This window comes from Streptomyces sp. NPDC002853 (assembly GCF_053591915.1).
Genome location: NZ_JBSFUS010000021.1, coordinates 1 through 21,777, shown reverse-complemented (window position 1 = coordinate 21,777; position 21,777 = coordinate 1). Strand labels below are relative to the sequence as shown.

Genomic DNA, 21,777 nt, shown 5'->3' with positions numbered 1-21,777 from the left:
CGTCGCTGTTGGCACTCTCCAGTGGTGAGTGCCAACGCCGAGACTAGGACGCCGATTAGCACTCGGTCAAGCGGACTGCTAATTCGCTGACGCGGGTCTTATCCGGACGGAGGCGCCGAAGGGCCCCCGCGCCCCTCGGGGCAACGTTTCTCCACGGCGGGCGGTTCCGTCTCGGCGGGCGTGCGCAGCCCGGTTTTCGGCGCTCCCGCGGGTGGGGCGCAACTGGGCGAGGCCCCCGGTTTCCGCGGCGGGACCTTCTCCGCCGCCTTGCGTCCGAGACGCTCGATCGGGTCCACCGACTGCGCGCACCCGGCGAGCAGCGCGGGCGCGAGCACGCCCGCCGCGACGGCCGCGGCGAGGCAGCGGCGCGCCCGCGCCCGCCCGGTCACAGGTAGTCCTCCAGCCTGGCCACCGCGTACCCCTTGTCGGTGACCGTCTTCATGACCTTGCGGACCATGTCGGGCATGGTGCCCTTCCAGTCCTCGCGCCCCCGGAAGTGCGTGAGGATGATGTCGCCGGGGTGCAGGTCCCGGTCCCACTCGCGCCACTCCATGTGGTCGGCGAAGGCCTCGGACGCCCACAGCGGCACGGCCTTGATCCCACAGGACTTGGCGGCCCGCAGCGTGTCCGCGTTGTAGTTGCCGTACGGCGGGCGGAAGAGTTCGGGCCGCTTGCCGTAGCGCTTGTGGATGACGTCCTGCATGCCGCAGATCTCGCGGCGCTGGCCCGCGTACGAGAGCCCCGGCATGTAGCGGTGGTTGAGGGTGTGGTTGTTCAGGACGACACCGCGCGACTGCATCTTCTTGAAGTAGGCGTAGTCCTCCTTGACCAGGTAGTCGCTGAGGAACGCGGTGTACGGGATCTGCAGTTCGCTCATCATCTTGAGCAGCGCCGGGTCCTTCTCGGCGCCGTCGTCGATGGTCAGGAAGACGATCTTCTTCTTGGTCGGGATCGTCGTGAAGACGGGCGGCAGGCTCGCCTGCCCCTTGACCTCGAATCCCTTGCGGGTGGTGATCTTCGGCTTCTTGGCCGGGGCCCGCGGTGCGGCCAGCGGGGTCTTCGCCAGGCCCCATCGCTTGGCGGCGGCGGCGCGTGCGACCTGGGCGACGCGGAGTTTGTGGGCGTAGGAGTCGAGGGCGCGGGCGGGCGGCGCGTTCAGGCGCTGCTGACCGGGGGCGGGGTTCGCTCCGCTGTCGGCGCCCGAGGCGCAGCCGGAGGCGATCGCGGCGGCGACGAGCACGGCCACCCCCGCGCGCACCTGTCCCCTGACCCGGAGCCGCGCAGGAACCCGCCCCCCGCTCTTCCGTTTTGGGCCGACTTTTTCTTTTTGTCGTACTAGTTGCATGGCGCCGGATCTTTGCAGCTCACAGGCCCGCTGCCGGGCCGACACTGCCACCGGGCGCGCACCATCCACCGACTGGCCCACAATGGGCCGGGTGAACGACCTCGACCGTGATCCGACTGCCCCGACCGCCCTGACCTCCTTCTCCGCGCTGCTCACCCCCGAGGGCCGGTCCCTGCTCGATCTCGACGAGGTGCGGGAGGCCGATCCGGCCCGGGAGCTCGCCGTCGCGACGCGCCTGCGCCGCGAGCACCCGGCGGAGCTGGTCACGGCGGTGCTCGCGCAGGCGCGGCTGCGGCACCGTGCGGTGGCGAAGTTCGGGGCCGAGGACGCGGGGCGGATGTTCTTCACCCCGAACGGCGTCGAGCAGGCGACCCGTACGAGCGTGGCCGTGCACCGCGCCGAGAGCTTCGGGGCGCTCGGCGTACGGAGTGTGGCCGACCTCTGCTGCGGCATCGGGGGCGACGCGATCGCCCTCGCCCGGGCCGGGATCGCCGTTCTCGCCGTCGACCGTGACCCGCTGACCTGCGCGGTGGCGCGCGCGAACGCGGACGCGCTGGGGCTCGCCGACCTCATCGAGGTGCGCGAGGCCGATGTCACCGAGGTCGACACGTCCGCGTACGACGCGGTCTTCGTGGACCCGGCGCGGCGTGGCGGGCGGGGCCGGATCTTCGACCCGGAGGCCTACTCCCCGCCGCTCTCCTGGGCCATCGAGGCCGCACGCAAGGCCCCGCACGCTGCGCTGAAGATCGCGCCCGGCATTCCGCACGAGGCGGTGCCCGCCGATGCCGCGGCGGAGTGGATCTCGGACGGCGGGGACGTGAAGGAGGCCGTGCTGTGGTTCGGCACGGCCACCCCGTCCTCGCACCGCGCGACCCTGCTGCCCTCGGGCGCCTCCCTGTGGTCCTCGCTCGACGCGATGCTGCCGGATCCCGGGGTGCGGCCGGTGGGGCGCTATCTGTACGAGCCGGACGGCGCCGTCATCCGCGCGCATCTGGTCGCGGAGGTGGCCGCGCGGGTGGAGGGCGGTCTGATCGACGAGACGATCGCGTACGTCACCTCCGACGCCCTGCACGAGACTCCGTACGCGGTGGCGTACGAGATCACCGATCAACTCCCCTTCGGTGTCAAGAAGTTGAAGGCGCTGCTGCGGGAGCGGGAGGTCGGGGTCCTGACGGTGAAGAAGCGGGGCTCCGCGGTGGAGCCGGAGGAACTGCGGCGGAAGGTGAAGCCGCAGGGCAAGAACTCCGCGACGGTTTTCCTCACGCGGGTGGCGGGGGCGCCGGCCATGCTGATCGGGCAGCCGGTGGCCGAGTCCTGAGACCGGGGCCTGCGGCACCGCCGGTCACCGGCTCCGCCGAGTTCGTCCTCAACCGCCGGACGGGCTGATGCGCTCGGCCCGCCCCAGCAGCAACTCCCTCTCCCGCTCGTTTCGCGCGAGCCCCGCCGCCCGCTCGAACTCCGCCCGCGCCTCCACCGCCCGCCCGAGCCGCAGCAGCAGGTCGCCCCGCACGCTCGGCAGCAAGTGGTAGTCCTTCAGGGCGGGCTCGTCCCCAAGGGCGTCCACCAGACGCAGGGCCTGGGCCGGGCCCGAGGCCATCGACACCGCCACCGCGCGGTTCAGCTCGATCACCGGTGACGGGGTGCGGGCGGCGAGCAGGCCGTACAGGGCGACGATCTGGGGCCAGTTGGTCTCCTCGTACGACGGCGCGTTGGCATGGCAGGCGGCGATCGCGGCCTGAAGCTCGTAGGGACCGGGGCCGCCCGTCGACGCGGCCCGCGCGCGGGCGAGCGCGGCGAAGCCCCGCCGGATCAGCGGCCGGTTCCAGTGGCGCCGGTCCTGGTCCGCGAGGAGCACCGGCTCGCCCTGCGGCCCCGTACGCGCCGCCGAGCGGGACGCCTGGAGCTCCAACAGCGCTGCCAGCCCGTGCACTTCGGGCTCTCGCGGCATCAGGCCCGCCAGCACGCGGGCCAGCCGGAGCGCGTCCTCGCACAGGGCGGGGCGCAGCCAGTCGTCGCCCGCCGTGGCCGCGTACCCCTCGTTGAAGACGAGGTAAATGACTTCGAGCACCGAACCGAGCCTGACCTCGCGCTCGGCCCCGTACGGCACCTCGAAGGGCACGCCCTTGGTGGCGAGGGTGCGCTTCGCGCGCACGACGCGCTGGGCCACCGTCGCCTCGGGGACCAGCATCGCGCGGGCGATCTCCGCCGTCGTAAGACCGCCGAGCAGCCGCAGGGTGAGTGCGATGCGGGCCTCGGCGGAGAGGACCGGGTGGCAGGCGGTGAAGACGAGGCGCAGAAGGTCGTCGTCGATGTCATCAGGGTCGGCGAGCTCGGCGGGATCGCCGGCGTGGGGCGGTGCGGCCTCCAGGTCGCGGCCCATCTCCGCCAGCTTGCGCGCGTAGCGCTCCCTGCGGCGTACGAGGTCGATGGCACGCCGCTTGGCAGTGGTCGTCAGCCAGGCGCCCGGGTTGTCGGGGACGCCGGTCCGCGGCCACTGCTCGAGGGCGGCGACCATCGCGTCCTGCGCCAGCTCCTCCGCGATGCCCACGTCGCGCACGATCCGGGCGACGCCCGCGATGAGGCGCGGGGACTCGATGCGGAAGACGGCCTCGATGGCACGGTGGTCAGGGGAGCCCGAGCGAGGATGCTCCGAAAGGTGAGCCGTCACGGCCACCCATCAGAACACCCTCAACAACCCACCGCAAAGCCTTGGCGCCTACGGCTTCCGGAGCGGGTTCGGCACGGGCCCGGCACCGGGTCGGAGCGGACCAAGCGCGGGCCCGACGCTTCGGAGTGAACCCGGAGCAGGCCCGACGCGGACCCGGAGCGGGCTCAGCCCGGGTTCGACGCGGACCCGACGCGGACCCGGCGCAGGCCCGCCGCCAGCCCGGAGTGAACCCGGCGCCGGCCCAGCGCAGCTCAGCCCTCCGCGATCTCCCGGACCTCCGCCGTCACGGTCCAGCGCTCGTCGTGGGTCTTCAGGAAGCGGCTCGCCCACTCGACCGCCTCGGCACGGTCCTTGCACTGCGTGATCGAGTAGCCGCCGACGACCTCCTTGGCCTCGGTGAACGGGCCGTCCTTGACGGTGAGTTGGCCGCCGCTCCAGTGCACCTGGGTGGTCTCGGAGCTCGGGGTGAGTCCCGCGGTGTCGAGCATCACCCCGGCCTTGGTGATCTCCTCCAGGAGTGCGCCCATGCGCTCGCCCATCTCGGGGCTGGGGCCGCCCTCGGGAGCGGACTTCTCGTCGACGCGGATCATCGTCAGAAAGCGCGGCATGATCATGTCCCTTCGGTCGTCGCGGGCCCGGTGGACCACGCTCCGGGCGGGGCTTCTTCCCGCCTCTCACCTGTGCGTCGAACAGGAGACACCCGGATCGACACCCTCCCCGGAATTCTCTGGAACTTTTTCTGGGGCGGGCTCGCCGTCAGCCCAGCCCCGCCGACTCGAAACGCCACCGGTGCACCGCCCGCGTCACCAACTCCGGCGCGGGCTCAGGGAGTTCGGGGAGGTCGGCGTCGTACGCGGCATCCCACCAGGTCAGGACGAGCACCCGGTCCTGCGGGGCGCGAAAGCTCTCCCGGCGGACCGGCTCACCGTCCAGGACCTGGGCCCGCGCCCACGCGAGCAGTTCATCGCCCCGCCCGTCGGCGGCGCGGGCCTCCCACATCAGGGCGACGGTCACGAGTACAGGTTCTCCTTGCTGACCTCGTGCACATGATCGTGAGAGTGCGAGTGCGAGTGACCCGGCACATGCGGCTCCGTCACCGGCAGCGAGGAGTCCGCCGACAGGTCCCAGCCGGACGCCGAGCGGTTCCGCGCCACCATCTCCGCGCCGAGCGCGGCCACCATCGCGCCGTTGTCCGTGCACAGCTTCGGCCGCGGTACCCGCAACCGGATCCCGGCAGCCTCGCAGCGCTCCTGCGCCAGGGCACGCAGCCGCGTGTTGGCGGCCACGCCACCGCCGATCATCAGGTGGTCCACGCCCTCGTCCTTGCAGGCCCGCACGGCCTTGCGGGTCAGCACGTCGACGACCGCCTCCTGGAAGGACGCCGACACGTCACGGACGGGAACCTCCTCGCCCGCGGCCCGCTTGGCCTCGATCCAGCGCGCGACGGACGTCTTCAGACCGGAGAAGGAGAAGTCGTACGCGGGGTCGCGCGGCCCGGTGAGGCCACGCGGGAAGGTGATCGCGTTCGGGTCGCCCTCCTTCGCGTACCGGTCGATGACGGGGCCACCGGGGAAGCCGAGGTTCAGCACGCGCGCGATCTTGTCGAAGGCCTCGCCCGCCGCGTCGTCGATCGTCGCGCCCAGGGGACGCACGTCCGAGGTGATGTCGGTGGAGAGCAGCAGCGAGGAGTGACCGCCGGAGACGAGCAGCGCCATCGTCGGCTCGGGCAAGGCGCCGTGCTCCAGCTGGTCCACGCAGATGTGCGAGGCCAGGTGGTTCACGCCGTAGAGCGGCTTGCCGAGGGCGTACGCGTACGCCTTGGCCGCCGACACACCCACCAGCAGCGCGCCCGCGAGGCCGGGACCGGCCGTCACCGCGATGCCGTCGAGGTCGGAGGCGGCGACCCCCGCCTCCTTCAGCGCGCGCTCGATGGTCGGCACCATCGCCTCCAGGTGCGCGCGCGAGGCGACCTCGGGCACGACACCGCCGAACCGGGCGTGCTCGTCGACGCTGGAGGCGATGGCGTCGGCGAGCAGGGTGGTGCCGCGGACGATGCCGACGCCGGTCTCGTCGCAGGAGGTCTCGATGCCGAGAACGAGAGGTTGGTCGCGCGAGTCAGCCATGGGTGTCGGATCCTTGTACGGAAGATGATGGGTCGGTCAGGCGCATGACGAGGGCGTCCACGTTGCCCGGCTGGTAGTAGCCGCGCCTGAAGCCGATGGGCTCGAAGCCGAAGCGCTCGTACAGCTTCTGCGCCCGGGTGTTGTCGACCCGCACCTCGAGCATGACCTCGGCACACTCGAAGGCGGTCGCCGCGTTCAGCAGGTCGGTCAGGAGCCGGGAGCCGAGCCCCGTGCCCCAGTGGCTCGGGGCCACCGCGATGGTCTGCACGTCGGCCTGGTCGCCGGCCGACGCGAGTCCGGCGTACCCGACGAGGCGTTCCCCGTCCGTCGCGACCACGTACCGGCGGGTGGCGGTCGGGCCGCGCGCGTGGGAGAGCTCGGACCAGAACATGCCGCGCGACCACGCGTCGTCCGGGAAGAGTTCCTTCTCCAGGACGAAGACGGGCTCGATGTCCCACCAGCGCATCTCGCGCAGGGCGACTGTCGTCACGGATGTCACTTGGGGGTGACCACCTTGTAGTTCTTGGGGACCTGGGCGTCAGGCCTGCGCAGGTACAGCGGCCGGGGGGCCGGCAGCCCCTCGCCCGCGGCGAGCCTCTCCGCGGCGAGCGCGGCCAGCGAGGCCGCCGAGACGTGCTCGGGGGCGCGGGCGTCCGGGAAGGTCTCGGGGTAGAGCACCGCGCCCGCGCCGACGGCGGGCAGGCCCGCCACCTCGTCGGCGATGTCCGCGGGGCGGTCCACGGCGGCCTCGGTGAGGCGGGTGCGCGGGTCCGCGTACCGCGCCCAGTAGACCTCCTTGCGGCGCGCGTCGGTGGCGACGACGAAGGGGCCCGACTCGACGCCGGACTCGTACGCGAGGCCGTCGAGCGTGCACACCCCGTGCACCGGCACGCCGAGCGCGAGGCCGAAGGTGTCGGCGGTCATCAGGCCGACGCGCAGACCGGTGTACGGGCCGGGGCCCACGCCGACGACGATGCCGGTCACGGCGTCGAGCCTGCGGCCCGCCTCGGCGAGCACCCGGTCGACGGCGGGGAGCAGCAGCTCGCCGTGGCGGCGGGCGTCCACCTGGCTGGAGGCTGCGACGACGGACGAGCCGTCGTGCAGCGCGACGGTGACGGCGGGGGTGGCGGTATCCAGAGCGAGCAAGAGCACGCGAATAGCCTACGGCTCCGACGCCCGGAGCACGGCCGACCGGGGATGCCGCACACCTGCTGCTAACGTCACCCCATAGCCGTACGGAGTACGAAGAGGGTGGCGCAGGTGTCCAGGAGCAGCTCGGGATTCGTGGCCGGGCTCACCGCCGCTGCGCTCGCCGCGGTCGGCTTCCTCGCTTACCAGGCATCGGCCAACGTGCCGGACACCCTGGGCAAGAAACCGGACACGTCTCCTTCCGCCTCGGCCCCGCGCTCCCCCAAGGACAAGGCCGACCCGACGGCGGTCCCCGCGCAGTCCGGTGCGGGCGAGCGGGTCGTCTACTCGGTGGGCGAGGACCGCGTGTGGCTGGTCGGCGGCTCGGGCAAGGCGCAGCGCACCTTCAAGGTCACCCCGAGCACGGTGGACCCGGTCCCCGGCACGTATGCCGTCACGTCGCGCTCGGGCACCGTCACCGGGACGGACGGCGTGGCGATCGAGCACGTCGTGCGCTTCGCGACCGTGGACGGCATCGCGATCGGCTTCAGCGCGGCGGTGGACGGCTCGACGCCGAAGCCGGACGCGTCGAAGAAGACCGGCGGCATCCGCGAGTCGCGCAAGGACGGCAACGCGATGTGGGAGTTCGCGACGATCAGCAAGAAGGTCGTCGTCGTTCCGTAGCCGCTTCGCCCCTGGGCGCGGGATCGCGCGGCGGTGTGGACACCTCGCTCGCGGCCGCGCAGGACGCCAGCAGATCGCGCATGGAAATCCCCGATGGCCCCGACAGCCCGTGCGGCCGGGGCTTGGCGTCACGTTCTGAAGCCGACATGGATGCCTCCTGGGCTCCGGGGGCAGACGTGGTTAGGTAGACCTAACCAGTACCGGTATCCATGTGACCACGCGCGACGCGCGCCGCGCAACATCTTCCCGACGCCTTGTCGGAATGTTGGGCGAAAAGACGAGGATCAGGCCGAAAGCAGCGTGAGGTCGGCCTCGGCCCAGCGCGGCCCGACCCCGGTCAGCGTCACTTCGCGCACCTCGTCCGTCGTGTCGCCGACGGCCCGGTCGATGACGACACGCAGCCGGTCGTCGGAGAGCTCCTCGACCTTGCCGTCGCCCCACTCCACGACGATCACCGATTCGGGCAGCGAGACGTCGAGGTCGAGGTCCTCCATCTCGTCGAGGCCGCCGCCCAGGCGGTACGCGTCCACGTGCACCAGGGGCGGCCCCTCGGAGAGGGAGGGGTGGACGCGGGCGATGACGAAGGTCGGGGACGTGACGGCGCCGCGCACGCCGAGGCCCTCGCCGAGGCCGCGGGTCAGGGTCGTCTTGCCGGCGCCGAGCTCGCCGGTGAGCATCACGAGGTCACCGGGGCGCAGCAGCTTGGCCAGGCGGCGACCCAGGTCGCCCATCTGCTCGGGGGAGGTGACGGTGATGCCGAGGGAGTTCACGGGGGCCGGATCGGTCACGGGGGCCGGGTTGTGCGGTGCTTCCATGCCCACCCACGTTAGCCGCTGGACGTCCGTGCTTCGGCCGAAGCGGGCGTCGCCCCCGCGCGCGCGAGAAGGTCCGCCAGGCGGTCGGTGACGACCTCGGGGTGTTCCAGCATCGCCAGGTGCCCGGCGTCCGGTACGAGCACCAGTTCGGCGTCCGGGAGCAGCCCGGCGATGGCCTCGCTGTGCTCGCTCGGCGTCACCAGGTCCTTGTCCCCCGCCAGGACGAGCACCGGGAGCTGGGCGAAGTGCTTGAGCGCCTCCGCCTTGTCGTGCTCGGCGAACGCCGGATAGAACTCCGCGACCACGTCGATGGGCGTCGACTCGATCATCCGCTCGGCGAACCGCGAGATCGCCGGGTCCACTTCCCTCGACGAGAACGAATAGCGCTTGATGACTCCGGCGAAGAGGTCCGCGGTGGCCCGCCGCCCCTTCTCCACCAGCTCGGCCTGCGAACCGAGCGCCTTCAGCACGCCGGGGAGCACGCGCCGCACTGCGTTCATCCCGGCGACCGGGAGGCCGAAGTTGACCTGGCCGAGCCGGCCGGACGACGTACCGACGAGGGCGACGCCGACGACGCGCTCGCGGATCAGTTCCGGGTAGTGATCGGCGAGGGCCATCGTCGTCATGCCCCCCATGGAGTGCCCGACGAGGACCAGCGGCCCCTCGGGCGCCGCCGCGTCGATGACGGCCTTCAGGTCCCGCCCCAACTGGTCGATGGAGACCGGCGTCCCGTCCGTCTGCGCCACGCCGCGCCCCGAACGGCCGTGGCTGCGCTGGTCCCAGTACACACAGCGCACGACGCCACGCAGGGCCGCGCGCTGGAAGTGCCAGGAGTCCTGGTTCAGGCAGTAGCCGTGGCTGAAGACGACGGTGACGGGAGCGGGCACCTTGCGCCCGAAGAGCCTGCGGCGGCGCGGCGCCTGCTCGCTCTCGGCCTCCACCTCGTCGACCTCGTACGAGAGTTCCGTGCCGTCGTCGGCGTACGCCGTGCCCGGCAGGCCGCGCAGCGATCCGTAAGGACCGGACGCGTCGAGTGCGAGCCGCGCCTTCTTGCGCATGCCGCGGCCGACGGTCAGCCGCTCGATGGCGACACCGGCCGCCGCGCCCGCGGCGACGACACCTATCGCGGCACCGGCGAAGCCGGCCCTGCGCCAGTTCCCGGCCACCGCGGCGACTTCCGTCACCGCGTCCGCGGCCGCCCCCGTGCTGGTCTCGCTCACGTGCCGCTCCTCCTAGACGCCGTCCGCTGCTCGCCGATCCGGTCCCTCGTCCACATGGACGCGCGGGACACGCGATCCGATGCGGGTGACGATCTCGTACGCGATGGTGCCCGCCGCCTGCGCCCAGTCCTCGGCGGTCGGCTCGCCCCGGTCGCCGGGACCGAACAGGACCACTTCGGAGCCCACCGCCGGCTCGTCACCGCCGAGGTCGACCACGAACTGGTCCATCGCCACCCGTCCGGCGACGGTTCGCAGCTTGCCGCCGACGAGCACGGGCCCGGTGCCGGACGCGTGGCGCGGAACTCCGTCCCCATACCCGACGGGGACGAGTCCAAGGGTCGTCTCGCCGGGTGTGACGTAGTGATGCCCGTAACTCACGCCGTGACCCCCCGGGGCGTGCTTCACCAGGGCGAGGGAGGCGCTGACCCGCATGACGGGGCGCAGCCCGAACTCCTCCGGTGTGCCGACCTCGGGGCTTGGCGAGATCCCGTACATCGCGATCCCGGGACGTACGAGGTCGAAGTGGGTCTCCGGAAGGGTGAGCGTGCCGGGCGAGTTGGCGATGTGCCGCACCTCGGGCCGGATGCCCCGCTCCTCGGCGGCCGCGACCATCTCGCGGAACAGCGTGAGTTGGGCCGCGATGGACGGGTGTCCCGGCTCGTCGGCGCACGCGAAGTGCGACCAGAGTCCGGTGACGCGCACCAGTCCCTCGGCTTCGGCCTGCAGCGCCTGCGAGACGAGTTCAGGCCAGTCGGCGGGCATGCAGCCGTTACGCCCGAGACCGGTGTCGGCCTTCAGCTGAATCCGCGCCGTACGCCCCACGGACCGCGCGGCCGCGGACACTTCGCGCAACGCCCAGAGGTCGCTCACCGACATGTCGAGGTCGGCCTCGATGCCCTCGCGCCAGGGCCCGCCCGGCGTCCACAGCCAGCACATCAGGCGCCCCTCGATCCCGGCGGCCCGCAGCGCGAGGGCCTCCTCGGGGGTCGCGGTGCCCACCCAGGTGGCTCCCGCCTCGACGGCGGCACGGGCGCAGGGCACCATCCCGTGGCCGTACGCGTCCGCCTTCACGACGGCCATGAAGGCGGCTCCTGGCGCGTGGGCACGCAAAGTCCGCACGTTGGCCCGGAGGGCGGCCAGGTCGATCTCGGCGCGGGCACGCAAAGGTGCGGTCTCAGTCATAACGCCGACCAGTGTCTCAGAGCCCCGCCCTGGCCCGGATGAACCCTTCCCCGCAGCGGTCTAGTCCCCCCGCACATCCCGCCAGGCCGCAGGAATCGCCTCCGCCACGTCATGCGCGCCCACCGGAGCCCCGTTCGCCGCGTGGCGCCCCGCGAGGCCGTGCAGATACGCGCCCACCGCCCCCGCGTCCCGCGCTTCGAGCCCGGCGGCGAGCAGCGCCCCCGCGAGCCCCGAGAGGACGTCCCCGCTGCCCGCGGTGGCCAGCCATGGCGTCCCCGTGGGGTTGACGCGTACCGGAGCGCCGCCCTCCGGCCCGGCGACCAGCGTCGTGGACCCCTTGAGCAGCACGGTCGCCCCGTACCGCCCCGCAAGCTCCCGCGCGGAAGCAAGGCGCCCGCGCTCCACCTCCTCCCGCGCGAGGCCAAGCAGCGCGGCCGCCTCCCCCGCGTGCGGCGTGAGCAAGGTGGGCGCCCGACGCCCCCGCACGGCCGCCGCGTCGGCGAGGCGCAGCCCGTCCGCGTCGATCAGCACCGGCACATCGGCGGCCAGCACGTCCGCGAGCCGCTCGGCGTCGTCCCCCAGCCCCGGCCCGGCCACCCAGGCCTGCACGCGGCCCGCCTTGGACGGCGGACCGGCGGACACGAGGGTCTCCGGGAACCGCGCGATGACGGCATCCGCCGCGTGCCCCACGTACCGCACGGCCCCCGCGCCACCCCGCAGCGCACCCGCGACCGCGAGCACCGCCGCTCCGGGGTACCGGGCGGAACCGGCGACGATCCCCACGACACCCCGCCGGTACTTGTCGCTCTCCCCGGTCGGCATCGGCAGCAGCGAGGCGACATCGGCGTACTGCAGGGCTTCGACCTCGCCCCCGCCCATCCCGGAGAGATCCGGCTCGAGCCCGATGTCGACCAGCCGCACCACACCCGCGTACTCCCGCCCGGGATCGATCAGCAGCCCCGGCTTGTACGCCCCGAAGGTCACCGTCACGTCGGCCCGCACCGCATCGCCGACGACCACCCCGCTGTCCGCGTCGACACCGCTCGGCAGATCGACGGCGACCACGGGGGTGCCCAAGTCGCGCACGGCGGAGACCAGTTCCGCTGCCGGGTCCCGCAGCCCGCCCTTGCCGCCGATGCCCACGATCCCGTCGACCACGAGATCAGCCGAGCGAAGGACACCGTCCACGCCCTCGCCCGCGGTGACCCGCCCTCCGGCAGCACGGAAGGCGGCAAGCCCGCCCGCATGCACCCGTTCGGGCGAGAGCAGCACCGCCGACACCCCGGCCCCACGCCGGGCGAGCCGTGCCCCGGCGTACAGCGCGTCGCCGCCGTTGTCCCCGCTCCCCACCAGGAGCACGACCCGGGAACCGTACACCTTGCCGAGCACCTCGGCACAGACCACCGCGAGCCCGGCCGCCGCCCTCTGCATCAGGGCGCCTTCCGGCACCCTCGCCATCAGCTCCCGCTCAGCAGCCCTGACCGTCTCCACCGAAAACGCAGTACGCATACCCCCGAGTGTCACCCGGCACCTAGCCCTCAGCAATCACCACCGCGGAGGCCACCCCCGCGTCATGGCTGAGCGAGACATGCCAGGACCGCACCCCCAGCTCGGCGGCCCGCGCGGCCACCGTCCCCTTGACCCTGAGCCGCGGCTGCCCGCTCCCCTCGACGTACACCTCCGCGTCCGTCCACCGCAGCCCCGCGGGCGCGCCCAGCGCCTTGGCCAGCGCCTCCTTCGCCGCGAACCGGGCCGCCAGCGAGGCGATCCCGCGCCGCTCCCCGCTCGGCAGCAGCAACTCGCGCTCCACGAAGAGCCGCCCCGCCATCCCGGACGTGCGCTCGAGCGCCGCCTCGAACCGCTCGATCTCGGCCACGTCGATTCCGACCCCAATAATCACGGCAGCAGCCTACGAGTCCGGGCACCTCATCCCTTCAAGCCCCGCACGGGGTGACACACCCCACCCCCCGGCCCGTTCAAACAGCCGTAACAATGGACTGTGATCTCATCGGTCTCCGAACCCCCGACGACCGCGCGGAGCGCCCACCGGCACAGGCCGGAGGCGACTCCCTACGTCGACCTCACCCGCACCGAGTGGAGCGCCCTGCGTGACAAGACGCCGCTTCCCCTGACCGCCGAGGAGCTCGAGCGGCTGCGCGGCCTGGGTGATGTCATCGACCTGGACGAAGTCCGCGACATCTATCTGCCGCTCTCCCGGCTCCTGAACCTCTACGTGGGCGCCACGGACGGCCTGCGCGGCGCCCTGAACACCTTCCTCGGCGAGAAGGGCTCCCAGTCGGGCACGCCGTTCGTCATAGGGGTCGCCGGATCGGTGGCCGTCGGCAAGTCGACCGTCGCCCGCCTCCTGCAGGCCCTGCTCTCCCGCTGGCCCGAGCACCCCCGCGTCGAGCGCGTGACGACCGACGGCTTCCTGCTGCCCACCAAGGAGCTGGAGGCCCGCGGCCTGATGTCCAGGAAGGGCTTCCCGGAGTCGTACGACCGAAGGGCCCTGACCCGCTTCGTGGCGGACATCAAGGCGGGCAAGGACGAGGTGACCGCGCCCGTCTACTCCCACCTGATCTACGACATCGTCCAGGACCAGCGCCTGACGGTCCGCCGCCCCGACATCCTCATCGTCGAGGGCATCAACGTCCTCCAGCCCGCCCTCCCCGGCAAGGACGGCCGCACCCGTGTGGGTCTCGCCGACTACTTCGACTTCAGCGTGTACGTGGACGCGCGCGCCGAGGACATCGAGCGCTGGTACCTGAACCGCTTCAAGAAGCTCCGCGCCACGGCGTTCCAGGACCCGTCCTCGTACTTCCGCAAGTACACCCAGGTCTCGGAGGAAGAGGCCCTGGACTACGCCCGCACGACCTGGCGCACCATCAACAAGCCCAACCTCCTGGAGAACGTGGCCCCCACGCGCGGCCGTGCCGCTCTGGTCATCCGCAAGGGCGAGGACCACAAGGTGCGCAAGCTGAGCCTGCGCAAGCTGTAGCCGCCGCGGCCTCCTGGATACCCTGCGCGCATGCTGCATCTGCGCCTGATCACCCCGGCGGACAAGACCGACGACGTGGTGCGTCTGATCGAGAGGACGGTCGGCACCACCCACCTCGCCGTGGTGCCCGGCGCGGCCCGCAACCCCGCGGGCGACGTCGTGATGTGCGACGTGGCCCGCGAGGCGGGCGACGAACTGATCGGCGGTCTGCGCTCCCTCGGCATCGACGAGTCGGGGTCGATCGCGGTCGAGAACATCGACCTGTCCCTGTCCCACCGCGCCGACAAGGCCGAGGACGACGCCCCGGGCGAAGGCGCGGACGCCGTTCTGTGGGAGCAGCTCTCCGACGCGACCCACGAGGAGTCGACGCTCTCGGCCACCTACGTCGCGTTCATCACGCTCGCCACGATGATCGCGGCCTGCGGCGTGGTCCTGGACAACGCCATCCTCATCGTCGGCGCGATGGCGGTGGGCCCCGAGTTCGGCCCTCTGGCGGGTTTCTGCACCGCCCTGGTCCAGCGCGCCCCGCGCCTTGCCGTGCGCTCGCTCGTCGCGCTCCTGGTGGGCTTCGCCGTCGCGATGGCGGTGACAGTGGGCTTCAGCCACTTCATGGACGCGGTCGGCCTCTTCACCGAGAGGCAGCTGGAACAGGACCGCCCCAACACCGGGTTCGTCTACGCGCCCGACTGGTTCTCGTTCGTCGTGGCCGTGCTGGCCGGAGCCGCCGGCATGCTCTCGCTGACCTCGGCCAAGTCGGGCGCCCTGGTGGGCGTCGCGATCTCGGTGACGACCGTCCCGGCCGCGGCCAACGCGGCGGTGGCGCTCAGCTACGGCGACGCGAAGCAGACCTGGGGTTCCACGGAGCAGCTCCTGCTCAACCTGCTCGGCATCGTCGTCGCCGGTACGCTCACGCTGCTCGTCCAGAAGTTCCTCTGGGCCAAACAGCGCGAACGTACCGCCGCGAAACAGCCGTCCTAGCCCAGCGCGGACTTCACCACGTCGGCGAGACGCCCGGCCACGGACCGCGCCTGGTCGATGTCGGCGGCCTCCACCATGACGCGCACCAGCGGCTCCGTGCCGGACGAGCGCAGCAACACCCGGCCCGTGGCGCCCAGTTCGCGCTCGGCCTCGGCGACGGCGGCCGACAGCTCGGCGGAGGTGTCGACCCGCGTCTTGTCGACGTCGGGCACGTTGATCAGGACCTGCGGAAGCCGCTCCATGACCCCGGCGAGCTCCGCGAGGCTGCGCCCGGTCTCGGCGACGCGTGCCGCGAGCAGCAGCCCCGTCAGGGTGCCGTCGCCCGTGGTCGCGTGGTCGAGGACGATGACGTGCCCGGACTGCTCGCCGCCGAGGGCGAAGCCGTGCTGCTTCATCGACTCCAGGACGTACCGGTCGCCGACGGCGGTCTGCACGAAGGAGAGGCCCTCGCGCTCCATGGCGAGCTTGAAGCCGAGGTTCGACATGACCGTCGCGACGACGGTGTTCTCGCGCAGCGTGCCGTGCTCGCGCATGGCCAGCGCCAGGACGGCGAGGATCTGGTCCCCGTCGATCTCGGCGCCCGTGTGGTCCACGGCGAGGCAGCGGTCCGCGTCGCCGTCGTGCGCGACTCCGAAGTCGGCGCCGTGCTCGACGACGGCGGCCTTGAGCAGGTCCAGGTGCGTGGATCCGCAGCCGTCGTTGATGTTCAGGCCGTCCGGCTTGGCGCCGATCGTGATGATCTCGGCACCGGCGCGCGCGAACGCCTCGGGCGAGACACGGGCGGCGGCGCCGTGCGCCTCGTCGAGGACGATCTTCAGTCCGTCGAGGCGGTTGGGGAGCACACCGAGGAGATGCGCCACGTACTGGTCGAGGCCCTGGTCGTACGTCTGCACACGGCCGACGCCCGCGCCCGTGGGGCGCTCCCAGGGAGCGCCGGTGCGGTGCTCCTCGTACACGGACTCGATGCGGTCCTCCAGCTCGTCGGCCAGTTTCTGGCCACCGCGCGCGAAGAACTTGATGCCGTTGTCCGGCATGGCGTTGTGGCTCGCGGAGAGCATCACGCCGAGGTCGGCGCCCAGCGCACCGGTGAGATGCGCCACCGCGGGGGTGGGCAGCACACCGACGAGCTGGACGTCCACGCCCGCGCTCGCGAGACCGGCGACCACCGCGGCCTCCAGGAACTCCCCCGATGCGCGGGGATCCCGCCCGACCACCGCGACCGGCCGATGGCCCTCGAACGTGCCCGCTTCGCCGAGCACATGAGCCGCCGCCACGGAGAGCCCGAGCGCGAGCTCGGCCGTCAGATCCGCGTTGGCGACACCGCGCACGCCGTCCGTACCGAAGAGTCGTCCCACTGCTGTCCTCCTCCGGACTTCTGCCCCCGGGATTCACCGGGGTTTTCGATAAACGAACGCCCCGGCAGCACACAACGTGCCGCCGGGGCGAACGAGAAGTACAAGCAGGCAGATTAGCGCTTGCTGTACTGCGGAGCCTTGCGGGCCTTCTTGAGACCGGCCTTCTTGCGCTCGACCGCACGGTCGTCACGCTTGAGGTAACCGGCCTTCTTGAGGGCGGCGCGGTTGTTGTCGACGTCGGCCTCGTTCAGCGCACGGGCGACACCGAGACGGAGCGCACCGGCCTGACCGGAGACGCCGCCACCCGAGATGCGGGCGATGACGTCGTAGCGGTTGTCGAGCTCGAGCACCTTGAAGGGCTCGTTGACTTCCTGCTGGTGAACCTTGTTCGGGAAGTAGTCCTCGAGCGTGCGCCCGTTGACCTTCCACTTGCCGGTGCCCGGGACGATCCGGACGCGGGCGATGGCGTTCTTGCGACGGCCCAGGCCGGCGGCCGGCTGCGGGTCGCCGAAGCGCGCGGCGTTCGACTCCGAGGTGTACTCGCCCTCGACGGGCGCCTCGGACTCGGTGGTGTACTGCTCGACGTCAACAACCTCGGTCTCTTCGACCGGCTGCTCAACGGTGGTCTCGGCCACGATTCTCCTCAGAATTTCTTACGTCTTTGGGGGTGGTGGCCGGAACTACTGCGCGACCTGGGTGATCTCGAACGGGACCGGCTGCTGAGCGCCGTGCGGGTGCTGGTCGCCCGCGTAGACCTTCAGCTTCGAGAGCATCTGACGGCCCAGGGTGTTCTTGGGGATCATGCCCTTGATGGCCTTCTCGACGGCCTTCTCGGGGTTCTTCGCAAGAAGCTCGTCGTAGCGGACGGAACGCAGACCACCCGGGTAACCGGAGTGGCGGTACGCCAGCTTCTGGGTCTTCTTGTTGCCGGACAGGTGAACCTTGTCGGCGTTGATGATGATGACGAAGTCGCCCATGTCCATGTGGGGGGCGTAGATCGCCTTGTGCTTGCCCCGCAGGAGGTTGGCGGCAGTGGTCGCCAGACGGCCCAGGACGATGTCCTGAGCGTCGATGACGTGCCACTGGCGGGTCACATCGCCGGGCTTGGGGCTGTACGTACGCACTTCGTAGCCTTCGCTTCTTCAGTGGATGGGGTCCAGACACACGGCACCCCGGAAGCGATCATGCAGCTGGGGCTCACAATGCCGGGGACGCTGCCCGTATGCGAGCCACTGGTAACTGCTCCAGGGAACCTACGTAAGGGCCCTTTCGCGTGAGAACGACGAAACCCAATACGTATAACAATCCTCGAGAGTACCCGCGCCGCCCCGTACGGGTCAAAACGCGGATCTGGAGACCGGTACCGGCGACTCCACCGCCTCAGGAGGATCTGCGTCATCCAGGGTAACCGCGCGCGACCGCAGGCAGGACCGCGCGACCGTGAAGGCCAGCACACACAGCGTGACGCAGTCCCGGAAGGCCCGCCGGGTGCCGGGTTCCAGCCAAGGCCAGGTGAACCCGGGAATCTGCGGGACGAGCGCCAGCCAGAACCACTTGTCCCTGGCCACCGCACCCGGCACGAGCACACCGGAGAGCAGCAGCGGCACGACGACGAGCAGATAGTGGTCGTACGACGGCCTGGACACCAGGAAGGCCGCCAGCATCAGCATCACGGCCGTCTCGACCACCCGCGGCACCTGATCACCCCCGCCCCGCCAGCGCCGCCACGCACACCACACCCCCGCTCCCGCGGCCACGAGCGCGAGCACCGACGCCACCCCCTGCTGCACCCCGAGCCGCGGCAGGATCGCGGCGGGCGACGCCTCGTAGAGCCGTACGAAGCTGTCGTCACCCCGCAGCAGGAACGGCAGCGTCCGCGTGAAGAACCCCGCCGGGTCCGGCATGGTCAGCGCCGCGCCCGCCGACACCACCGCGGGCAGGAGCACCGCGCCGGCGAGCGCACGCCACTGCCGGGCGAAGACGAAGAGCAGCACCACCGGCACGAGCAGCGGCTTCACGGCGACGACGGCCCCGATCACCAGCCCCGCGGCCACCCACCTCCCCCGGCACACGAGCAGCAGCGCGAGCGGGAGCGCGGCCGCGGACGCCACGGTCCAGTTGCCGAGCCGGACCAGATGCCCGAACGGCGCGAACCCCATGGCGAGCGCGAGGAGACCGAGCACCGCGAACCGGCTGCGCCAGGCCACCCCGTGGATCCGCAGCGCACACCCCCACCCGAGGACGAGCGAGGCCGCGACCCCCGCCGGGACGAGGAACCGCACGACGGACTGCGGAAGCACCGCCTGCGGCACCGCGGCGACCACGGCGCCCGGCAGATAGAGGAAGTGCCGGTCGGCATAGGGCGAACGCCCCTCCAGCCAGGCCTCGGCGGCCCGCACCACGATGGCGTTGTCCATCCCGCCGTCCGCGCCCCGCAGCCCCGCCCGGATGACCGTGGCGAGCAGCACGACCCCGAGCGCCGCCCAGGCATGCCAGGTCGCCGGCCGCAGCAACCACCCACTAACAGCTACTTTGCCCGTATTCATAGGGATCAGGCTAGGTCGGGCACCTCCCCCGGCCCCCGCTCAACATCCCCAACTCCCCGTCTAAGATGCGGCGCATGAGCTTTGGGCAAGGGGGACCTCAGTGGGGTCCAGGGGATTCACGAACGCCTGACTGGGCGGCGCTCGCCGAGGCGTCCGAATCGCGCACCCGGCGCCGCAAATGGCTGATGATCGGCGGCGGCGCGCTCGCCACCGTCGTGGTCGCGGCCGCCGTCGCCGTCGCCGTGGTCTCCGCGAACAGCGACAACACCTCCGCCTCGAACAAACCGGCGAGCGAGCTGCCGTCGACCGCGGACATCCCCGGCGCCAGCGAGAACCCCGGCCCGTCCTTCGAGGAGACGACGCCGCCGCCCCCGCCGGACCCCAAGGAGTTCATCTCCGACGTCAAGAAGGACAAGGCGCCGCTCGGCCCCGACACGCTCTTCCCCGGCAAGACGCTGACCTCGGGCGAGCGCGTGTACAAGAAGGGCGCCACGGACAGCACGAAGAAGTGCGCGAGCGTCACCCAGGCCGAGCTCGGCACGCTCCTCACCAAGAACGACTGCACCGAGCTCTTCCGCGCCAGCTACGTGAAGGACAACATCGCCGTGACGGTCGGCGTCGCCGTCTTCGACACGGAGGCCCAGGCCAAGAAGGTGAACGACCAGGCGAAGAGGGGCCTGGTCATCTCCCTGCCCGGCAAGGGCGTACCCACCTTCTGCCGTACGGCGGTCTGCCGCGGCACGTACAACGCCTACGGCCGCTACGCCTACTTCACGACGTCCGGCTTCACCAGCGACAAGGACGTCACGGAGAAGGAGCGCAAGGTCTACACCGTCGGCGACGACCTGGCCCGCTTCGCCTTCGGCCAGATCAACCGGCGGGGCGAGGCCCAGGCTTCCGCCGCGGCCAACGCCCCGCAGTAGTCCGCCGGTCGACGGTCCGGCAGCCGGGACCCAGCAGCACCCTCAGCAGCACCCGGCGCCGGGCAACGTCCGCTTGTTGCGCGCTTCCTTGCTGCGCGCGGCGAGCAACTCGTCGGCGGGGTAACCGACTTCCTCGAGCGTCAGCCCGTGCGGCCGCACGACATGCACGGCGGAGTCCCGCACCCCGGCCGCGAGCACCTTGGCAGGCCACTCCACGGGCCGGTGGCCGTCACCCACGAACAACATCGCGCCGACCAGGGACCGCACCATGTTGTGGCAGAAGGCATCGGCCCGCACGGTCGCCTCGAGGATCCCGTCCGGCCGCCGCTCCCACCGCAGTTCCTGGAGCGTACGAATGGTCGTGGCGCCCTCGCGCTTCTTGCAGTAGGCGGCGAAATCATGCTCGCCGAGGAGCTTCTCGGCCGCGGCGTTCATCGCGTCGAGGTCCAACTCCCAGTCGTGCCACAGCACATGACTGCGCAACAGCGGGTCGACACCGCCGGGGTGGTCGGTCACGCGATAGGCGTAACGCCGCCACACGGCCGCGAACCGCGCGTTGAACCCCGCGGGCGCCTCGGCCACCTTCCACACCCGCACATCGTGCGGCAGCCGTCCGGCGAGCCTGCGCAGCAGCTTGTCACTGTGCTCGGCCCACACCCCCTCGGGCAGATCGACGTGGGCGACCTGCCCGCGCGCGTGCACCCCGCTGTCGGTCCGCCCGGCCACGGTCAGCTCGTACGTCTCCTGCGACCGCGTCACCGTCTTCAGCGCGGCCTCGATCTCCCCCTGGACGGTCCGCTGCCCCTGCTTCTGCTTGGCCCAGCCGGAGAAGTCCTTGCCGTCGTACGAAAGATCCAGCCGCACCCGCACGAACCCGGGCTCTACTTCATCACTCACACCAACCATCCTCTCAGCCGGACCGACATGCGAAAGCGGGCCCGCCCCGGAGGGCGGACCCGCTCACTGCAAGGCAGAGCCTCAGGCGTCCTTGGACTCCTCGGCAGCCTCGTCACCCTTGGTCGTGTCGACCTTGGGCTCGGAAACCTCGGCGTCCTTGGCGGAGCGCTTCGTCGCCGCCTCGGCCTCACCGGTGGCCTCCTGGGCCACGGTCAGGGCCTCCACCAGCTCGATGATCGCCATGGGCGCGTTGTCGCCACGACGGTTACCGATCTTGGTGATACGGGTGTAGCCACCCGGGCGGTTCTCGTAGCGCGGGCCGATCTCCGTGAAGAGCGTGTGCACGATGCTCTTGTCGGTGATGACGGACAGCACCTGGCGGCGGTTGTGAAGGTCACCCTTCTTCGCCTTGGTGACCAGACGCTCCGCGTAGGGACGCAGACGACGGGCCTTCGCCTCGGTGGTGGTGATGCGGCCGTACTCGAAGAGCTGCTTGGCGAGGTTCGCCAGCAGAAGCTTCTCGTGCGCGGCGCTGCCGCCCATACGGGCACCCTTGGTGGGCTTCGGCATGGTGTTTCTCCTTGTTGTCTGCCCCGGCCGTATCAGGTACCGGAGTCAGTGGCACCGCGCCCCGTAAGGGGCGCGGGGAACTGCGCGACCAGCCAGAGCGGGCCCGCAGCAAAACTCAGTACTGCTCGGTCTCGACGAACCCGGCGTCAGCGTCGTCGTCGGCGCCGAAGGCGTCAGCGGCGGCGGTCGGGTCGAAGCCGGGAGGCGAGTCCTTCAGCGCAAGGCCCATGCCGTTCAGCTTCATCTTGACCTCGTCGATCGACTTCGCACCGAAGTTGCGGATGTCGAGCAGGTCCGCCTCGGAGCGGGCCACGAGCTCACCCACGGAGTGGATGCCCTCGCGCT

General features: G+C 71.5%; 24 protein-coding genes. 5 read left to right on the top strand and 19 right to left on the bottom strand.

Features of this window, described 5'->3' with window-relative positions; all coding sequences use genetic code 11:
* Positions 1–385 precede the first annotated feature (385 nt).
* A complete protein-coding gene (locus ACWD02_RS40105; RefSeq protein WP_451221033.1) occupies positions 386–1,345 on the bottom strand; it encodes a polysaccharide deacetylase family protein in 960 nt (319 codons plus the stop codon).
* Positions 1,346–1,427: 82 nt separating this feature from the next.
* On the opposite strand from ACWD02_RS40105, the gene ACWD02_RS40100 reads away from it, so the two are divergent.
* Entirely contained in the window at positions 1,428–2,663 is a 1,236-nt protein-coding gene (locus ACWD02_RS40100; RefSeq protein WP_451221030.1) for a class I SAM-dependent methyltransferase, read from the top strand.
* A gap of 48 nt (positions 2,664–2,711) precedes the next feature.
* On the opposite strand, the gene ACWD02_RS40095 is transcribed toward ACWD02_RS40100, so the two are convergent.
* From ACWD02_RS40095 to tsaB, 6 genes are all read right to left on the bottom strand, one after another.
* Entirely contained in the window at positions 2,712–4,013 is a 1,302-nt protein-coding gene (locus ACWD02_RS40095; RefSeq protein WP_451221027.1) for an RNA polymerase sigma factor, read from the bottom strand.
* 251 nt (positions 4,014–4,264) lie between these two features.
* Positions 4,265–4,621: a YciI family protein gene (locus ACWD02_RS40090; RefSeq protein WP_451221024.1), complete on the bottom strand. Its 357-nt coding sequence runs from the start codon at positions 4,619–4,621 to the stop codon at positions 4,265–4,267.
* 148 nt (positions 4,622–4,769) lie between these two features.
* On the bottom strand, positions 4,770–5,027 hold the full coding sequence (locus tag ACWD02_RS40085) for a hypothetical protein (RefSeq protein WP_451221021.1): 258 nt from the start codon (positions 5,025–5,027) through the stop codon (positions 4,770–4,772).
* Positions 5,024–6,136, bottom strand: a complete 1,113-nt coding sequence (tsaD, locus tag ACWD02_RS40080) for a tRNA (adenosine(37)-N6)-threonylcarbamoyltransferase complex transferase subunit TsaD (protein WP_451221018.1) — start codon at positions 6,134–6,136, stop codon at positions 5,024–5,026. Before tsaD ends, ACWD02_RS40085 begins: the two co-directional genes overlap by 4 nt.
* Positions 6,129–6,602 (bottom strand): ribosomal protein S18-alanine N-acetyltransferase, encoded by a 474-nt coding sequence (gene rimI, locus ACWD02_RS40075; protein ID WP_451221196.1) that lies wholly within the window; start codon positions 6,600–6,602, stop codon positions 6,129–6,131. Before rimI ends, tsaD begins: the two co-directional genes overlap by 8 nt.
* A gap of 29 nt (positions 6,603–6,631) precedes the next feature.
* The gene (gene tsaB / locus ACWD02_RS40070; protein WP_451221015.1) at positions 6,632–7,288 is read right to left on the bottom strand and encodes a tRNA (adenosine(37)-N6)-threonylcarbamoyltransferase complex dimerization subunit type 1 TsaB; all 657 of its coding nucleotides are present in this window, start codon (positions 7,286–7,288) and stop codon (positions 6,632–6,634) included.
* A 108-nt stretch (positions 7,289–7,396) separates the two neighbouring features.
* Between tsaB and ACWD02_RS40065 the strand changes: the two genes are divergently transcribed.
* Positions 7,397–7,948, top strand: a complete 552-nt coding sequence (locus tag ACWD02_RS40065) for a hypothetical protein (protein WP_451221012.1) — start codon at positions 7,397–7,399, stop codon at positions 7,946–7,948.
* A 284-nt stretch (positions 7,949–8,232) separates the two neighbouring features.
* Here the strand turns inward: ACWD02_RS40065 and tsaE are convergent, their stop codons facing one another.
* Genes tsaE through ACWD02_RS40040 form a run of 5 tightly spaced genes read right to left on the bottom strand, consistent with a single transcriptional unit; the run spans position 8,233 to position 13,065 of the window.
* The gene (gene tsaE, locus ACWD02_RS40060) at positions 8,233–8,763 is read right to left on the bottom strand and encodes a tRNA (adenosine(37)-N6)-threonylcarbamoyltransferase complex ATPase subunit type 1 TsaE (protein WP_451221009.1); all 531 of its coding nucleotides are present in this window, start codon (positions 8,761–8,763) and stop codon (positions 8,233–8,235) included.
* Between the two features lie 11 nt (positions 8,764–8,774).
* Positions 8,775–9,983 carry an alpha/beta fold hydrolase gene (locus ACWD02_RS40055; protein WP_451221006.1) on the bottom strand — a complete coding sequence of 403 codons (1,209 nt, stop codon included), beginning with the start codon at positions 9,981–9,983 and terminating at the stop codon, positions 8,775–8,777.
* Positions 9,984–9,995: 12 nt separating this feature from the next.
* Positions 9,996–11,165: an alanine racemase gene (alr, locus tag ACWD02_RS40050; protein WP_451221004.1), complete on the bottom strand. Its 1,170-nt coding sequence runs from the start codon at positions 11,163–11,165 to the stop codon at positions 9,996–9,998.
* 60 nt (positions 11,166–11,225) lie between these two features.
* On the bottom strand, positions 11,226–12,674 hold the full coding sequence (locus tag ACWD02_RS40045; RefSeq protein WP_451221001.1) for an NAD(P)H-hydrate dehydratase: 1,449 nt from the start codon (positions 12,672–12,674) through the stop codon (positions 11,226–11,228).
* A 22-nt stretch (positions 12,675–12,696) separates the two neighbouring features.
* On the bottom strand, positions 12,697–13,065 hold the full coding sequence (locus ACWD02_RS40040; RefSeq protein ID WP_365823521.1) for a holo-ACP synthase: 369 nt from the start codon (positions 13,063–13,065) through the stop codon (positions 12,697–12,699).
* A gap of 99 nt (positions 13,066–13,164) precedes the next feature.
* Here ACWD02_RS40040 and coaA point away from each other — a divergent pair, with 99 nt between their 5' ends.
* Positions 13,165–14,163: a type I pantothenate kinase gene (gene coaA, locus ACWD02_RS40035; protein WP_451220998.1), complete on the top strand. Its 999-nt coding sequence runs from the start codon at positions 13,165–13,167 to the stop codon at positions 14,161–14,163.
* Positions 14,164–14,193: 30 nt separating this feature from the next.
* Positions 14,194–15,141, top strand: coding sequence for a DUF389 domain-containing protein (locus ACWD02_RS40030; protein ID WP_451220995.1), 948 nt, complete (start codon positions 14,194–14,196; stop codon positions 15,139–15,141).
* On the opposite strand, the gene glmM is transcribed toward ACWD02_RS40030, so the two are convergent.
* The 4 genes from glmM to ACWD02_RS40010 form a co-directional block, all read right to left on the bottom strand.
* Positions 15,138–16,496 carry a phosphoglucosamine mutase gene (glmM, locus tag ACWD02_RS40025; RefSeq protein ID WP_451220992.1) on the bottom strand — a complete coding sequence of 453 codons (1,359 nt, stop codon included), beginning with the start codon at positions 16,494–16,496 and terminating at the stop codon, positions 15,138–15,140. The two genes, ACWD02_RS40030 and glmM, sit on opposite strands and share 4 nt — an antisense overlap.
* Positions 16,497–16,609: 113 nt before the next feature.
* Positions 16,610–17,131, bottom strand: coding sequence for a 30S ribosomal protein S9 (rpsI, locus tag ACWD02_RS40020; protein ID WP_249588321.1), 522 nt, complete (start codon positions 17,129–17,131; stop codon positions 16,610–16,612).
* Positions 17,132–17,176: 45 nt separating this feature from the next.
* Complete coding sequence (gene rplM, locus ACWD02_RS40015) at positions 17,177–17,620, bottom strand: 50S ribosomal protein L13 (protein ID WP_451220989.1); 444 nt, start codon at positions 17,618–17,620, stop codon at positions 17,177–17,179.
* A gap of 213 nt (positions 17,621–17,833) precedes the next feature.
* On the bottom strand, positions 17,834–19,006 hold the full coding sequence (locus ACWD02_RS40010) for a glycosyltransferase family 87 protein (protein WP_451221194.1): 1,173 nt from the start codon (positions 19,004–19,006) through the stop codon (positions 17,834–17,836).
* A 110-nt stretch (positions 19,007–19,116) separates the two neighbouring features.
* Here ACWD02_RS40010 and ACWD02_RS40005 point away from each other — a divergent pair, with 110 nt between their 5' ends.
* The gene (locus ACWD02_RS40005; protein ID WP_451220986.1) at positions 19,117–19,965 is read left to right on the top strand and encodes a hypothetical protein; all 849 of its coding nucleotides are present in this window, start codon (positions 19,117–19,119) and stop codon (positions 19,963–19,965) included.
* A gap of 42 nt (positions 19,966–20,007) precedes the next feature.
* On the opposite strand, the gene truA is transcribed toward ACWD02_RS40005, so the two are convergent.
* The 3 genes from truA to ACWD02_RS39990 all read right to left on the bottom strand — a co-directional run.
* Complete coding sequence (gene truA, locus ACWD02_RS40000) at positions 20,008–20,862, bottom strand: tRNA pseudouridine(38-40) synthase TruA (protein ID WP_451220983.1); 855 nt, start codon at positions 20,860–20,862, stop codon at positions 20,008–20,010.
* A gap of 81 nt (positions 20,863–20,943) precedes the next feature.
* Positions 20,944–21,432 carry a 50S ribosomal protein L17 gene (gene rplQ / locus ACWD02_RS39995; protein ID WP_451220980.1) on the bottom strand — a complete coding sequence of 163 codons (489 nt, stop codon included), beginning with the start codon at positions 21,430–21,432 and terminating at the stop codon, positions 20,944–20,946.
* A gap of 115 nt (positions 21,433–21,547) precedes the next feature.
* On the bottom strand, positions 21,548–21,777 hold a 230-nt coding region (locus tag ACWD02_RS39990), incomplete at its 5' end, for a DNA-directed RNA polymerase subunit alpha C-terminal domain-containing protein (RefSeq protein ID WP_351172014.1).

Excerpts from the sequence above, each read along its gene's own strand:
- ACWD02_RS40045 (WP_451221001.1), bottom strand. The coding sequence starts at position 12,674 with ATGCGTACTGCGTTTTCGGTGGAGACGGTCAGGGCTGCTGAGCGGGAG.
- ACWD02_RS40105 (WP_451221033.1), bottom strand. The coding sequence starts at position 1,345 with ATGCAACTAGTACGACAAAAAGAAAAAGTCGGCCCAAAACGGAAGAGC.
- ACWD02_RS40005 (WP_451220986.1), top strand. The coding sequence starts at position 19,117 with ATGAGCTTTGGGCAAGGGGGACCTCAGTGGGGTCCAGGGGATTCACGA.
- alr (WP_451221004.1), bottom strand. The coding sequence starts at position 11,165 with ATGACTGAGACCGCACCTTTGCGTGCCCGCGCCGAGATCGACCTGGCC.
- rimI (WP_451221196.1), bottom strand. The coding sequence starts at position 6,602 with ATGCGCTGGTGGGACATCGAGCCCGTCTTCGTCCTGGAGAAGGAACTC.
- ACWD02_RS40090 (WP_451221024.1), bottom strand. The coding sequence starts at position 4,621 with ATGCCGCGCTTTCTGACGATGATCCGCGTCGACGAGAAGTCCGCTCCC.
- rplQ (WP_451220980.1), bottom strand. The coding sequence starts at position 21,432 with ATGCCGAAGCCCACCAAGGGTGCCCGTATGGGCGGCAGCGCCGCGCAC.
- tsaE (WP_451221009.1), bottom strand. The coding sequence starts at position 8,763 with ATGGAAGCACCGCACAACCCGGCCCCCGTGACCGATCCGGCCCCCGTG.
- tsaD (WP_451221018.1), bottom strand. The coding sequence starts at position 6,136 with ATGGCTGACTCGCGCGACCAACCTCTCGTTCTCGGCATCGAGACCTCC.
- ACWD02_RS40030 (WP_451220995.1), top strand. The coding sequence starts at position 14,194 with ATGCTGCATCTGCGCCTGATCACCCCGGCGGACAAGACCGACGACGTG.
- ACWD02_RS40100 (WP_451221030.1), top strand. The coding sequence starts at position 1,428 with ATGGGCCGGGTGAACGACCTCGACCGTGATCCGACTGCCCCGACCGCC.